This window comes from Streptomyces sp. SP18CS02 (assembly GCF_036322365.1).
Lineage (GTDB): Bacteria > Actinomycetota > Actinomycetes > Streptomycetales > Streptomycetaceae > Streptomyces.
The window spans coordinates 23170-37550 of the sequence record NZ_JAQYXC010000222.1 but is presented as its reverse complement, the minus strand read 5'-3'; the positions used below and the strand labels follow the sequence as shown (position 1 = coordinate 37550).

Below are 14381 nucleotides of genomic sequence, written 5' to 3'. Positions count from 1 at the left end.
TGCCGTGACGGCCACAGCGGTCCCCGCCACGACGGCGAGCACGGCAGCCATGAGCTTTCTGGCCATGTGTCCTCCTGTTCACAGGAAGGTGCGGATGCGACGGTGCAGCCTCGTACGGCAACGCGCCATGCCCGCAAGGCCGGATGAAGGTTCTTGCTGCAAGAACTCAGCAACTATTTTCGGTCGTGACCGTACGAGCCCACCGCCGCGCGGTCAACCCCCTGGACACAGTCGCGTCACACCCCGGAAATCCGGCGGATTCATGGTTGCAAGACCTTTCGCAAGGTATTGCAGTGGTGTTACGTTCAACCACGACGCCGGTCCGGTCGGCCGAGGGTCCCGGGGTGACCGGGCTCCCACGCGCCCGGCCGGCCGGACCGGTCACATGAACCGGGAGGCCCGGGGCCGCAGAAGTCCCCGCCGCCCGATCAGGGCAGGTCCCGGGCCTTCTTCTGCCCGTCCTCCGGCTCCGGCCCCTGCCGTGACCACCGGGCCCGACGGGCGTGCGCGCGCGGACCACGGCGTTCGCGATCATGACGTACCCCCCTGCCGGGCAGGCCGCGCCTGCCGTCCCCCCGGGCCGGCAGGTCCACACCGCCCCCCGGGCACCGGGCACCGGGCGCCGACGCCGGGCACCGACGCCGACGATCCGTGGCCTCGGGCTCACGCCCGGCGGCCGGTTCACACCGCGGGACCGCGTCGGCCGGCCCGGGCCGAGGGCCCGGACCGGCCGTGTGGAGGGACAGCCATGCGTACGGACCGGCCTCGGGCGGGACGGCCGCGTGAGCGGAACGCCCGGTCCACCGCCCCCGTTCACGCGTGCGGGAGGGCCCGCCCGGTCACCGTGGCCCGTGCCGTCGAGCCGCGCACCACGAGCTCCGGCTGGAAGACGAACTCCGTGCGCTGCACCGGGTTGCCGTCGATCTCCTCCAGCAACGCGTCCACCGCGGCCGTCGCCATCGCCTGAACCGGCTGGCGCACCGTGGTGAGCGGCGGGTCCGTGAAGGCGATGAGCGGCGAGTCGTCGAAGCCGACCACCGACACGTCCCCCGGCACGTCGAGCCCGCGCCCGCGCACCGCGCGCACCGCGCCGAGCGCCATGAGGTCGCTGCCGCAGACGATCCCCGTGCAGCCCTGGTCGATGAGCATGGTGGCCGCCGCGTGTCCGCCCTCCACGCTGAACAGGGTGCGCTGGATGTACCGTTCGGCCTCCTCGCGCCCCACGCCGAGCAGGCCGCGCAGGGCGGCCGTGAAGCCCTCGGCCTTGCGCCGGGACGGCACGTAACGGGTGGGGCCGACGGCGAGGCCGATGCGCTCGTGGCCCAGGTCGACCAGATGGCGTACGGCCATGCGCGCGGCCGACCGGTCGTCGGGCGAGACGAAGTGCGCGTCGACGTGCTCGTTGAAGCCGTTGATCAGTACGAACGGGACGCCGCGGGCGGCCAGTCTGACGTAGCGCGCCGGGTCGGCGGTGCTGTCGGCGTGCAGCCCGGACAGGAAGACGATGCCGGTGACCCCGCGCTCCTCCAGCTGCTCGACCAGTTCGTCCTCGGTGGCGCCGCCCGGCATCTGGGTGCACAGCACCGGGGTGTAGCCGTGTCCGGCCAGCACCTGCTCGATGACCTGGGCGAAAGCGGGGAAGATCGGGTTGGTGAGCTCGGGGATGACCAGGCCGACCAGCCCGGCGCTGCGCCGCTTGAGCCGTACCGGGCGCTCGTAGCCCAGGACGTCCAGGGCGGCGAGCACCCGGTGCCGGGTGGGGCCCGCGACGCCCGCCTTGCCGTTGAGGACCCGGCTGACGGTCGCCTCGCTGACCCCGGCCTGCGTCGCGATGTCCGAGAGCCGCGGGGCGCTTCCCATGTCGACCCGCGGCAGGGGGACCGTCACACCGCCCACCAGACGGTGGTGTCCGCGGGCAGCTCGGCCCGGCCGTCGGTCACGGTGATCACCGGACCGCTGGTGAGCAGGACGCGCCCGGCCACCGGGAGGCTCACCGTGCCGCCCGTGGTGTTGGCGGTGCAGACGAAGCCGTCACGCCGGAAGGCCAGTACGCCCTCGGGGGCGTCCAGCCACTCCACCGAGGTGCCCGCGCCGAGCCCCGGCTCCCGGCGGCGTACCGCCAGCGCGGCGCGGTACAGCTCCAGGGTGGAGTCGGGGTCGCCGGTCTGGGCCTGGACGCTCAGCTCGCCCCAGCCCTCGGGCTGCGGGAGCCAGCTGCCGCCGCTGCCGAAGCCGTGGCTGGAGCCGTCGACGGTCCACGGTATCGGCACCCGGCAGCCGTCGCGGAAGCCGTCCTGGCCGCTGGCGCGGAAGAACGACGGGTCCTGGCGCACCTCGTCGGGCAGGTCGGTGACGTCCGGCAGGCCGAGCTCCTCGCCCTGGTAGAGGTAGGCGGAGCCGGGCAGCGCCAGCATCAGCAGGGTGGCGGCGCGGGCCCGGCGCAGACCGAGCTCGCGGTCGCCGGCCTCGCGCAGCTGGGTGCCCAGGCCCGCCGGGTTGGCGAACCGGGTGGCGTGGCGGGTGACGTCGTGGTTGGAGAGCACCCAGGTCGTGGGGGCGCCCACCGGACGCATCGCGGCGAGCGAGGCGTCGATGACGCCGCGCAGCTCGGCGGCGTCCCAGTAGGTGCCCAGGTACTGGAAGTTGAAGGCCTGGTGCATCTCGTCGGGGCGCACGTAGTGCGCGGTGCGCTCGACGGTGGGCGTCCAGGCCTCCGCGACGAGGACGCGCTCCCCGTCGTACTCGCCGAGGACCTCGCGCCAGCTGCGGTAGATCTCGTGGACGCCGTCCTGGTCGAAGAACGGCATGACATCGTTTCCGAGCAGCTTGAGCTGGTCGTGCGCGCCGATGTCGGGCAGTCCCTCGGCCTTGACGAGCCCGTGGGCGACGTCGACGCGGAAGCCGTCCACGCCCATGTCGAGCCAGAAGCGCAGGATCGAGCGGAACTCGTCCCGCACGGCCGGGTGCTCCCAGTTGAAGTCGGGCTGCTCGGGGGCGAAGAGGTGGAGGTACCACTCGCCGTCGGCCACCCGGGTCCAGGCGGGGCCGCCGAAGATGGACTCCCAGTCGTTGGGCGGCAGCTCGCCGTCGGCTCCCTTGCCGGGGAGGAAGTGGTAGCGCTCGCGCAGCGGCGACCCCGGCCCCTCGCGCAGGGCGCGCTGGAACCATTCGTGCCGGTCGGAGGAGTGGTTGGGCACCAGGTCGACGATGACGCGCAGCCCCAGGCCATGGGCGTCGCGGATGAGCGCGTCGGCGTCCAGCAGGCTGCCGAACATCGGGTCGATGGCGCGGTAGTCGGCGACGTCGTACCCGGCGTCGGCCTGGGGCGAGGCGTAGAAGGGGCTGAGCCAGACGGCGTCGACGCCGAGGTCCTTGAGGTGGGGCAGGCGGCTGCGGATGCCCTCCAGGTCGCCCATGCCGTCGCCGTTGCCGTCGGCGAAACTGCGCGGATAGACCTGGTAGATCACCGCGTCGCGCCACCAGCCCGTGTCCGTGCCGGAGGTGGGGGCGGCGGGGGCAGCAAGGTGCTGGGTCATGTCTTCCCTGGGATGGAGGAGTGGGAGCGGCGCCGGCCCGGGAACAGGCCGGACCGACGCCGCGGACCGGGATGCGGTACGGGCCGGCGCGCGGTACGCGGTGCGCGCCGATCCGTACGTGGTGCGTTGCGGTTCAGGACTTGGTGGCGCCTGCGGTCAGTCCCGATACGAGGTGGCGCTGGACCAGGCCGAAGATCACCGCGGCGGGCGCCGCGATGAGGACGGCCGCAGCGGTCAGCGAACCCCAGTCGCTCGTGTACTGGTTGACGAAGCTCTGCAGGCCGCCGGAGAGGGTGAGGTTCTCCTCGCCGGTCATGAACGCGGAGGCGTAGGCGACCTCCGCCCAGCCGGTGATGAAGGTGTAGAACGCCGTGACGGCGAGACCGGGCTTGGCGAGCGGCATGATCAGCCGCCAGAAGGTGCCGAAGGGGGTGAGCCCGTCGACCCGTCCGGCCTCGTCGATCTCGGCCGGGATGCCGTCGAAGTAGCCCTTCATCATCCAGGCGCAGAACGGCACGGCGACGGTCAGGTAGGTGACGACCAGGCCGACGGGCTGGTTGAGCATGCCGAGGCTCGCCAGCAGGTTGTACAGCGGCACGATCAGCACGGCCACCGGGAACATCTGGGTGATCAGCAACAGCCACATCAGCGGGCGCAGCCCGGGGAAGCGGAAGCGGCTGACGGCGTAGCCGGTGGTGGCGGAGATGAACACGCCGATGACGGTGGTCAGCCCGACGACGATCACCGAGTTGCCCAGCCAGGACAGGAACTGGGTGTCGTTGATGACGTGGCTGTAGTTGTCGAAGGTGAAGTCCTTGACCAGGGAGGTGTCGAAGGCGTCGGTCTTCGGCTTGAACGAGGTGATCACCAGCCACAGCGGCGGGAAGACTGCGACCACGGAGGCGATCAGCAGGGTCAGGTGCAGTCCCAGGGACGCCAGCGGCGAGCGCTCGCCGCGCCCGCGGACCTTGCGGGCCCCGGCGGTGCGTCCACTGGTGACGGCGGGCGTGGTGGTGGTGCGGCCGGTGGCCGTGTCGGTGGTCATGTCGGTCACCACATGTCTCCCTGCTTGCGGAGCGCGCGGCGGTAGACCACCGCGAAGAGCGACAGCAGCACCAGGATGAGCACGCCCCAGGCCGCCGATCCCGCGAAGTCGCGCGGGCTGATGACGAAGGAGAGCCGGTAGGCGTACGTCACGAGGATCTCGGTGGCGTCGCCCGGGCCGCCCCGGGTGAGCAGGAAGATCACCGGGAACATGTTGAAGGTCCAGATGCAGCTGAGCAGGACCACGGTGCTGGCGACGGGGCGCAGACCCGGCAGGGTGATGTGGCGGAACCGCTGCCAGGCGCTGGCGCCGTCCATCTCGGCGGCCTCGTAGAGCTCGCCGGGGATGGACTGAAGTCCGCCCAGCATGGCGACAAGCATGAAGGGCACGCCGATCCACACGTTGACGGCGATGACGGAGACCTTGGCCCAGGTGGGGTCGTTCAGCCAGGAGATGCCGTCGATGCCGCCGCCCGCGAGCAGCTTGTTGAACAGGCCGCTGCGCTCGTTGAAGAGCAGACGCCAGGTGAAGACGGAGACGAAGGCGGGGACGGCCCACGGCAGGACGAGCGCCATGCGGTAGACGGCCCGGCCCTTGATCTTGCGGTTGAGCACGTTGGCCAGGATCAGGCCGAGGGTGAAGGAGAGGGCGACACAGGTGACGGTCCACACGACGGTCCAGCCGAGCCGGTCCCAGAAGACGCTGTCGGTGAGGATCGCCTTGTAGTTGTCGAGACCCACGAACTCGTAGGTCGCGGGGATGTGGTTGACACCGATCGTGCGCTCGACGTTGGCCTCGTGGCGTCGGTCAGCGACAGGTAGACGCCACGCGCCAGCGGGTAACCGATGATCACGCCGATCACGATCACCACGGGAGCGACCATGCTCCAGGCGTACCAGTAGGTGGACAGCGCCCTGCGCAGCCGGCCGGGGCTCTCGCCGCCCGGGTTCTTCTCAGTACGGCGGCCGCGGCCGCGGGCGCTGTCCGCGCCCGCGGCCTGTACCACCGACTGGCTGGTCTCGACAGCCATTGGTCGGTCAGCCCTTCCCACTACTTACTTGTAGTCCTTGAGCAGCTTGCGGTAGGCCTCGCCGGTCTCGCCCGCCGCCTTGTCCGGTGCGGTCTTGCCCGCGAGGACGTTGGCCATCTGGAGGCGGATCGGCTCGAAGAGGGCGTTGCCCTGCGGGATCCACGGGCGCTCGACGGCCTTGTCGACGGCCGGCTTGAAGAACTTGACCATCTCGTTGCCGGCGACGGACGGCACCGCGTAGGTCGAGATGCGGGTCGGCAGCAGGCTGAGCTTCTCCGTGGTCTGCTGCTGCACCTTGGCGGAGCTCATGTACTTGGCGAACTCGTAGGAGGCGTCCAGGTTCTTGGAGCCGGCGTAGACGGAGAGGTTCCAGCCGCCCTGCGGGGAGCCCTGCGCGGCGCTGCCGCCCGGGACGGGCGCGATGCCGAGGTTGGCAGGGTCCTTGAACTCGGCGCCGGCGCGGGTGTCCTGGATGGCCCACGGTCCGTTGAGCATCATCGCGACCTTGCCCGACTTGAAGGCGTTCTGCATGTTGTTCCAGCCGTCGGAGGCGTCGGTGATCGCCGCCTTCGAGTCGACCAGGTCCTTGATGGTCTTGTACGCCTTGACGCCGGACTCGTCGTCGATGGTGACCTTCTTGGCCTTGGCGTCGACCATGTCACCGCCCTCGCCGTAGAGGAAGGACAGGAACCAGTACGGGTCGTCGCCGCGCAGGTAGAGGCCGGTCTTGCCGGGCGTCTTGGCGCTGATCTTCGACGCGGCGGCCTTCAGCTCCTCGATGCTCTTGGGCACCTCGACGCCGGCGTCCTTGAGCATCTTCTTGTTGTAGAAGAGCGCCATGGTGTCGATGACCTGCGGCACGGCGTAGGTCTTGCCGTCGTACTTGGTGCTGGCCGCGGCCTGGGGCAGCCAGTCGACCTCCTTGTCGATGGCGGGCGTGCCGTCGAGCGGGGCGAGGTAGCCCAGGCTGGCGAAGTCGGCGACCCACGCGACCTCGGTGCGCATCACGTCCGGGGCTCCGGAGTTGCCTCCGGCGGCGTTCTTGAACTTGGCATTGGCCTCGCCGAAGGGCACGCTGACGTACTTGACCTGGACCTTGGGGTGCTCCTTGGTGAAGCCCTCGGCCAGCGCCTGGTAGGTCCCCTTCTCCGCCTCGTTCGAGGTGTCCCAGAAGGTGACGGTGCCGGAGAGCTCTCCCGAGCTCTTCTTGCCGCCGTCGCTGCCGCTGTCGCCCCCGCACGCTGCCGAGGTCATGGCCAGGGCCGCGACCAGCGCGGTGGCCGCTATGCCACGCCGCATGTGAACTCCTTCAAAAGATCCCGGGAAGACGAAGGCGAAGACCTGCCTCCTGCCGACCGCTCCCTCGCGGCGCGCCGGGTTGCCAGGAACGTAACAGGGATGAAAACGAGCCGAAAGACCTTGCGGCGAATTTCTGCAAGGCCCGCTGATCGTTACATCCACGTGTCCCTACGGTTGCCGACGCATCGCTTGACACGGGCCCTGCGGTGGGGTTGCGCGCCCCTGCCAGGCTCTGCAAGCCTTTTCGTAAGCCTTGCAGGACCGTTTCATTGATGTTGCCACCTCGTTAGTCGCATGTATCCCCCATCCCGGCCGCACCGAGAGGGACACCGCACATGGCCCACGAGCTCACCTCCCCCGTCCAGGCGCCGGAGGACCGGAGTCCTGCAAGCCCTTCCAGCAGCCGCCCCGACTGGTGGCGGCGGGCCGTGATCTACCAGGTGTACGTCCGCTCCTTCGCCGACAGCGACGGGGACGGCATCGGTGATCTCCGCGGGGCCCGCGAACGGCTGCCGCACCTGGCCGGTCTGGGCGCGGACGCGGTCTGGCTGACGCCCTTCTACGCCTCGCCGCAGGCGGACGGCGGCTACGACGTCGCCGACTACCGTGCCGTCGACCCGCTCTTCGGGGACCTCGCGGACGCCGACGACCTGGTGCGCACCGCCCATGAGCTGGGCCTGAAGGTCATCGTCGACATCGTCCCCAACCACACCTCGGACCGTCACCCGTGGTTCGCGGCCGCGCTGGCGGGCCGCGACGGCGGCCCGGAGCGGGCCCGCTACCACTTCCGCCCCGGCACCGGCCCGGACGGCGCCCTGCCGCCCAACGACTGGGAGTCCGTCTTCGGCGGCCCCGCCTGGACCCGGACGGCGGACGGCTCCTGGTACCTGCACCTCTTCGCCCCCGAGCAGCCCGATCTGAACTGGGAGAACCAGGAGGTCCGGGCCGAGTTCGAGTCGGTGCTGCGGTTCTGGCTGGATCTGGGCGTCGACGGGTTCCGCATCGACGTGGCGCACGGGATGGTCAAGGCGGACGGGCTGCCCGACATCGGCCACCGGGAGCAGGTCCGGCTGATCGGCTCGCAGCAGCTGCCGTTCTTCGACCAGGACGGTGTCCACGAGATCCACCGCGCGTGGCGGCGCCTGCTCGACGGCTACGGCGGGGAGCGCATCGCGGTCGCCGAGGCGTGGGCCCCCTCGGCGGAGCGGCTCGCCCTGTACGTACGGCCCGACGAGCTGCACCAGGCGTTCAACTTCCAGTTCCTGAACTGCGCCTGGGACGCGGACGCCCTGCGCCGGGTGATCGACGACTCGCTGCGGGCCACCACCTCGGTCGGCGCCCCCACCACCTGGGTGCTCTCCAACCACGACGTGGTCCGCCACACCACGCGGTACGGCGCCGGGCCGCGGGGCCTGCGCCGGGCCAGGGCGGCCGCGCTGCTGATGCTGGCGCTGCCCGGCTCGGCCTACATCTACCAGGGCGAGGAGCTCGGGCTGCCCGAGGTGACCGACCTGCCCGCCGAGGTGCGCCAGGACCCGGCGTTCCTGCGCGGCGACGGCCAGGACGGGCTGCGGGACGGGTGCCGGGTGCCGCTCCCCTGGTCCGGCGACACCCCGCCGTACGGCTTCGGCCCCGGGGGGAGCTGGCTGCCCCAGCCGCCCGGATGGCGTGAGCTGTCGGTGGAGGCGCAGACCGGCGACCCGGACTCGATGCTGGAGCTGTACCGCGACGCGCTGGCCGTGCGGCGCGCACACCCGGCGCTCGGCGCGGGCGAGGCGGTCGAGTGGCTGCCCGCGCCCGAGGGGGTGCTCGCCTTCCGGCGCCGGGCGGCGGGCCCGGGCAGCGGCCCCTGGCAGGGGGACCTGGTGTGCACGGTGAACACCACCGGCCGGCCGGTGGCGCTGCCGGCGCCCGGCCGGGTCCTGCTGTCCAGCGAGCCGGACCGGTCCGCCGCCACGGCCGCCGACGGCGGTGCGGGCGGCCGGCTTCCCACGCCGTCCCGAGAGCTGCCGCTCGGCGAACCGAGGGGGAATCCGGCCGGTGACGGCGGGGAAAGTGCCCTCATCGCCGCTGACTCCTGCATCTGGTGGGCAATCTGACGTGCGACCGGTACAGTCCAACCCCATGACCGCGCGGCTTGCCGACATCGCAGCCCAGGCGGGGGTCAGCGAAGCCACAGTCAGCCGCGTGCTCAACGGCAAGCCCGGTGTGGCCGCTGCCACCCGTCAATCCGTGCTTGCCGCTCTCGATGTGCTGGGCTACGAACGGCCGGTGCGGCTGCGACAGCGCAGCGCCGGCCTGGTCGGTCTGATAACGCCCGAACTGGACAACCCCATCTTCCCGGCCCTGGCCCAGGTCATCGGCCAGGCGCTGACCCGCCAGGGCTACACCCCGGTGCTCGCCACCCAGACCCCCGGCGGGTCCACCGAGGACGAGCTGACCGAGATGCTCGTGGAGCGCGGTGTCGCGGGGATCATCTTCGTCTCCGGTCTGCACGCCGACACCACCGCCGACACCCAGCGCTACGACCAGCTGCGTGGCAAGGGTGTCCCGTTCGTCCTGATCAACGGCTTCTCCCCGAACATCCAGGCGCCCTTCGTCTCGCCCGACGACCGGGCGGCGATGCAGCTGGCCGTGACGCACCTGGCCGCGCTCGGCCACACGCGCATCGGGCTGGCGGTCGGCCCCAAGCGGTTCGTGCCCGTGCTGCGCAAGATCGAGGGCTTCCAGCTCGGGGTCGAGGAGCGGTTCGGGCTGAGCGCCGAGGAGTCCGAGGAGCTGATCCAGCACTCGCTCTACACGCTGGAGGGCGGACAGGCCGCCGCGACCGCGCTGATCGGCCGGGGCTGCACGGCCATCGTCTGCGCCAGCGACATGATGGCCCTGGGGGCCATCCGGGCCGCCCGCCAGCAGGGGCTGGAGGTGCCCCGGGACATCTCCGTGGTGGGCTTCGACGACTCCCCGCTCATAGCGTTCACGGACCCGCCCCTGACGACCATCCGCCAGCCCGTCCAGGCGATGGGACAGGCGGCGGTGCGGGCCCTGCTGGAGGAAGTGGGCGGCACCCCCGCCCCCCACAGCGAATTCGTCTTCATGCCCGAGCTCGTGGTGCGCGGTTCGACCGCCTCCGGACCTCGGGGTCAGAGGTCCTCCGAAAGGCGGAGGAACGACGTCGAGGAACCGACTGACGGATGATCGACCGAGTGGACATATCTGGCAGACTCTTGGCCCATGGGTGACACGACTGTGAGGACACTGGAAGGCCGTACGACGGCCCCGCCATCACCCATCGAGCAGGAGCAGGACCCCGCGGCCCGCCGGCCGGATTCCGCGGGCGTCTGGCAGCGGATGCGCGCCCCGCGCCGCCCCCGTATCTGGTTCGAGATCCTGCTGATCGCGGTCAGTTACTGGACCTACTCGCTCATCCGCAACGCCGTGCCGGAGCAGAAGGCGCAGGCGCTGCGCAACGCGGACTGGATCTGGCGCGCCGAGCAGTCCCTCGGCATCGCCGTCGAGAAGACGGTCAACCACGCGGTGGATTCCGTGACGTGGCTGATCGTGGGGATGAACTACTACTACGCGACGCTGCACTTCATCGTGACGATCGGGGTGCTGGTGTGGCTGTACCGGTGGCACCCCGGGCGGTACGCCGCCGCCCGCCTGGTGCTCTTCTCCACCACCGGTATCGCCCTGCTCGGCTACTACCTGTACCCGCTGGCGCCGCCCCGCCTGATGACCAGCGAGCGGTTCATCGACACGGTGCTGGTGCACCACACCTGGGGCTCGATGGCGTCGGGCGACCTCAAGCACATGTCGAACCAGTACGCCGCGATGCCGTCGATGCACATCGGCTGGTCCCTGTGGTGCGGTGTGACCATATACGCCCTGGCCGGGGCGAATTGGGCGAAGATCATCGGGCTGCTCTACCCGACGCTCACCCTGGTGGTCATCGTGGCCACCGCCAACCACTTCTGGCTGGACGCGGTGGGCGGCATGATCTGCCTGGCCTTCGGCTTCACCCTGGCGTACCTCTGGTACGGCAGCCTCCCGAACCGGCTGCCCCGCCATGTGCCGCCCCGGGCCGGCGGCGTCCCGCTCCTGGCGAAGGCGCGCCCCTGAGGGCACCCGCGCCCAGGACGTGCCGCTGCGGGTCCCGAGGACCTGGACCCCGGCACCGGCGAGCCGCTGACCTCCCCGTACGACGGCATCGACGGGGAGAGCCGGCACGAGAGGGCGGACGCCCGCCCGCGCGACCGGCCCCGGCCTCCGTGAGCCCCCGTGAGCCTCCGTGAGCCTCCGTCAGCCTCCGTCAGCCTCCGTAGAACAGCTCCTCCACGACCCCGCGCGCCCTGCGGGTCGTACGCCGGTAGTCGTCGACCATCTCGCCGACGTGCCCGGGGCCGTACCCCAGGTACCGTCCGACGGCGGCCAGCTCACGGCCGTCGGACGGGAAGGTGTCCCCGGCCCGGCCCCGTACCAGCATCACGCCGTTGCGGACGCGGGAGGCCAGGACCCATGCCTCGTCGAGGGTGTGGGCGTCCTGCTCGGTGATCAGCCCCGCGTCGCGCGCCGAGGCCAGGGCCCGGCGGGTACGGGTGGTGCGCAGGCCCGGGACCGCGTGGCCGTGGCGCATCTGGAGGAGCTGCACGGTCCATTCGACGTCGGAGAGGCCGCCGCGCCCCAGTTTGGCGTGGAGGGTCGGGTCGGCGCCGCGCGGCAGCCGTTCCGCCTCCATCCGGGCCTTCAGGCGGCGGATCTCGCGCACGGCGTCGTCGTCGAGCCCGCCCGCCGGATAGCGCAGCGGGTCGACGAGCTCGACGAAGCGGCGGCCGAGCTCGTCGTCGCCGGCCATCGGTTCGGCCCGTAGCAGTGCCTGGCTCTCCCACGTCAGGGACCAGCGCCGGTAGTACGCCTCGTACGACTTGAGGGTGCGCACCAGCGGGCCGCTCTTGCCCTCCGGGCGCAGATCGGCGTCGATCAGCAGCGGCGGGTCGGCCGTGGGCAGCTGGAGCAGTCTGCGCATCTCGGCGACGACGGCGTTCGCGGCCCGGCCGGCCTCCTGCTCGTCGACGCCCTCACGCGGCTCGTGCACGAACAGGACGTCGGCGTCGGAGCCGTAGCCCAGTTCGTGGCCGCCGAAGCGGCCCATGCCGATGACCGCGAACCTGGTCGGCAGCGTGTCGCCCCACTCGGCGCGCACGGCGGCCCGCAGGGCGCCCGCGACGGTCGCCGCGTTGAGGTCGGTGACCGCGTCACCCACCCGGTCGACGAGCGCGCCCGGGTCGGCCTCGGCGGGGCTGTCCTCGGTGCCGTACGACCCGATGAGGTCGGCGGCCGCCGTGCGGAACAGTTCCCGGCGCCGTACACCGCGCGCTGCCGCGACCGCCTGCTCGGGGCTGTCGGCGCGGCCGACCGCCGCCAGGATCTCCGGCTCCAGGTGGTCGCGGCGGCGCGGCTCCAGCCCCTCGGTCGCACCGAGGATCGCGACCGCCTCGGGGGCGCGCAGCAGCAGGTCGGGGGCGAACCGTCCGGCGGACAGGACCCGCGCGAGGTTCTCGGCCGCGGCGCCCTCGTCGCGCAGCAGCCGCAGGTACCAGGGGGTCTTGCCGAGGGCGTCGGAGACCTTGCGGAAGCCGAGCAGCCCCGCGTCGGGGTCGGCGGAGTCCGCGAACCAGCCCAGCATCACGGGCAGCAGGGTCCGCTGGATGGCGGCCTTGCGGGTCACCCCCGAGGAGAGGGCCTCCAGATGGCGCAGGGCGGCGGCGGGGTCGGCGTAGCCGAGCGCTTCGAGGCGCTGGCCCGCGGCCTTGGCGCTGAGCCGGGCCTCGCCGGGAGCGAGCTGGGCCACGGCGTCCAGGAGCGGCCGGTAGAACAGCTTCTCGTGCAGCCGCCGCACCACGGCGGCGTGGCGCCGCCACTCCCGGTTGAGCTCGGCGACCGGGTCGGTGCGCAGCCCCAGGGAACGGCCCAGGCGCCGCAGATCGGCCTCGTCCTCGGGGACGAGATGGGTGCGGCGCAGCCGGTGGAGCTGGATGCGGTGCTCCATGGCGCGCAGGAAGCGGTACGCCTCGTCGAGCTGCGCGGCGTCGACGCGGCCCACGTAACCGCCCGCGGCGAGCGCCCCCAGGGCCCCCAGGGTGCTGCCGCTGTGCAGGCCGGCGTCGCTGCGCCCGTGCACCAGCTGGAGCAGCTGGACGGCGAACTCGACGTCCCGAAGGCCCCCGGGGCCCAGTTTCAGTTCCCGGTCGACCTGGGCGGCGGGGATGTTGTCGACGACCCGGCGGCGCATCCTCTGCACGTCGGTGACGAAGTTGTCGCGCTCGGCGGCCTGCCACACCAGGGGGGAGACGGCGTCGATGTACGCGGCGCCGAGCTCGGCGTCCCCGGCCACCGGCCGTGCCTTGAGCAGCGCCTGGAACTCCCAGGTCTTGGCCCAGCGCTGGTAGTAGGCGAGGTGGCTGGAGAGGGTCCGCACGAGGGGGCCGTTGCGGCCTTCGGGGCGCAGATTGGCGTCGACCGGCCAGATGGTGCCCTCGACCGTGGTCTCGGAGCAGATCCGCATCAGATGGGAGGCGAGCCGGGTCGCGGCCTGGAGTGCCTTGCCCTCGTCCGCGCCGCCGTTGCCGTCGGCCGGTTCGGCGACGAAGATCACGTCCACGTCGGACACGTAGTTCAGCTCGTGTCCGCCGCACTTGCCCATCGCGATGACGGCGAGCCTGCACAGGGCCGCGTCCTCGGGGGCGGCGAGCCGGGCGATGGCGAGCGCGGCCCGCAGGGTGGCGGTGGCCAGGTCGGCGAGCTCGGCGGCGGTCTCGGCGACGTCGATGGTGCCGCACACGTCACGGGCGGCTATGGCCAGCAGGCAGCGCCGGTAGGCCACGCGCAGCGAGACCGGGTCGGTGGCGGCGGCGAGGCCGCGCTCGAAGTCGGCGACGCCCGGGTGGAGGTCGTTCGCCTCGTAGGTGACGAGCGCCCGCCAGTCGTGGGGGTGGCGGGCCAGGTGGTCGCCGAGTGCCTCGGACGCGCCGAGGACGCCGAGCAGGCGGTCGCGCAGCGGCTTCGCGCCGATGAGCGTGGCGAGCAGCGACTGGTTGCCGTCGTCGGGCTGGGCCTCGGCGAGCCGGACGAGCCCGCGCAGGGCGAGGTCGGGGTCGGCGGTGGCCCCCAGCGCGTCGAGCAGGACGGGGTCGCCGCGCACGGCGGACAGGGCGGGCAGGGCCAGCAGCCTCTCGGCGGCGGAGGGGTCGGTGAATCCGTGCCGCAGCAGCCGGGAGAAGGTGCTGCTCCTGCGCCCCGGCACCGTCATCGCGCGCTCTCCGTCCACCTGTACCTCCGGTTCGCCCCCCGCTCCGAGCCTATCGGCCCCCGTCCCGGGGCGAGCGGTCACCACCTGCGTACGGCCGGATCCGGTGCGCCCGGCGGGCTCCACCGGGCGGCCGCGAGTGATCCATCACACACACGCCCTTATGGG

General features: G+C 72.0%; 8 protein-coding genes and 1 pseudogene. 3 read left to right on the top strand and 6 right to left on the bottom strand.

What is annotated here, in order from left to right:
* Window positions 1–813: 813 nt before the first annotated feature.
* From PUR26_RS02250 to PUR26_RS02230, 5 genes and pseudogenes are all read right to left on the bottom strand, one after another.
* The gene (locus PUR26_RS02250) at window positions 814–1896 is read right to left on the bottom strand and encodes a LacI family DNA-binding transcriptional regulator (protein ID WP_329868600.1); all 1083 of its coding nucleotides are present in this window, start codon (window positions 1894–1896) and stop codon (window positions 814–816) included.
* Window positions 1884–3536 (bottom strand): glycoside hydrolase family 13 protein, encoded by a 1653-nt coding sequence (locus PUR26_RS02245; RefSeq protein ID WP_329868598.1) that lies wholly within the window; start codon window positions 3534–3536, stop codon window positions 1884–1886. Before PUR26_RS02245 ends, PUR26_RS02250 begins: the two co-directional genes overlap by 13 nt.
* 133 nt (window positions 3537–3669) lie before the next feature.
* Window positions 3670–4581, bottom strand: a complete 912-nt coding sequence (locus PUR26_RS02240) for a sugar ABC transporter permease (protein WP_329868597.1) — start codon at window positions 4579–4581, stop codon at window positions 3670–3672.
* 5 nt (window positions 4582–4586) lie between these two features.
* A pseudogene (locus PUR26_RS02235) lies at window positions 4587–5611 on the bottom strand (carbohydrate ABC transporter permease).
* A 24-nt stretch (window positions 5612–5635) separates the two neighbouring features.
* Window positions 5636–6910: an extracellular solute-binding protein gene (locus PUR26_RS02230; protein WP_329868595.1), complete on the bottom strand. Its 1275-nt coding sequence runs from the start codon at window positions 6908–6910 to the stop codon at window positions 5636–5638.
* 335 nt (window positions 6911–7245) lie between these two features.
* Here PUR26_RS02230 and PUR26_RS02225 point away from each other — a divergent pair, with 335 nt between their 5' ends.
* The 3 genes from PUR26_RS02225 to PUR26_RS02215 are packed head-to-tail and all read left to right on the top strand — an operon-like array spanning window position 7246 to window position 11029.
* Window positions 7246–9009 carry a glycoside hydrolase family 13 protein gene (locus PUR26_RS02225; RefSeq protein WP_329868593.1) on the top strand — a complete coding sequence of 588 codons (1764 nt, stop codon included), beginning with the start codon at window positions 7246–7248 and terminating at the stop codon, window positions 9007–9009.
* A 25-nt stretch (window positions 9010–9034) separates the two neighbouring features.
* Complete coding sequence (locus tag PUR26_RS02220; protein ID WP_329868591.1) at window positions 9035–10105, top strand: LacI family DNA-binding transcriptional regulator; 1071 nt, start codon at window positions 9035–9037, stop codon at window positions 10103–10105.
* Window positions 10106–10141: 36 nt separating this feature from the next.
* A complete protein-coding gene (locus PUR26_RS02215) occupies window positions 10142–11029 on the top strand; it encodes a phosphatase PAP2 family protein (protein ID WP_329868589.1) in 888 nt (295 codons plus the stop codon).
* A gap of 190 nt (window positions 11030–11219) precedes the next feature.
* On the opposite strand, the gene PUR26_RS02210 is transcribed toward PUR26_RS02215, so the two are convergent.
* On the bottom strand, window positions 11220–14216 hold the full coding sequence (locus PUR26_RS02210) for a bifunctional [glutamine synthetase] adenylyltransferase/[glutamine synthetase]-adenylyl-L-tyrosine phosphorylase (protein WP_329868607.1): 2997 nt from the start codon (window positions 14214–14216) through the stop codon (window positions 11220–11222).
* Window positions 14217–14381 lie beyond the last annotated feature (165 nt).

Excerpts from the sequence above, each read along its gene's own strand:
- PUR26_RS02225 (WP_329868593.1), top strand. The coding sequence starts at position 7,246 with ATGGCCCACGAGCTCACCTCCCCCGTCCAGGCGCCGGAGGACCGGAGT.
- PUR26_RS02245 (WP_329868598.1), bottom strand. The coding sequence starts at position 3,536 with ATGACCCAGCACCTTGCTGCCCCCGCCGCCCCCACCTCCGGCACGGAC.
- PUR26_RS02220 (WP_329868591.1), top strand. The coding sequence starts at position 9,035 with ATGACCGCGCGGCTTGCCGACATCGCAGCCCAGGCGGGGGTCAGCGAA.
- PUR26_RS02230 (WP_329868595.1), bottom strand. The coding sequence starts at position 6,910 with ATGCGGCGTGGCATAGCGGCCACCGCGCTGGTCGCGGCCCTGGCCATG.
- PUR26_RS02240 (WP_329868597.1), bottom strand. The coding sequence starts at position 4,581 with ATGACCACCGACACGGCCACCGGCCGCACCACCACCACGCCCGCCGTC.
- PUR26_RS02210 (WP_329868607.1), bottom strand. The coding sequence starts at position 14,216 with ATGACGGTGCCGGGGCGCAGGAGCAGCACCTTCTCCCGGCTGCTGCGG.
- PUR26_RS02215 (WP_329868589.1), top strand. The coding sequence starts at position 10,142 with ATGGGTGACACGACTGTGAGGACACTGGAAGGCCGTACGACGGCCCCG.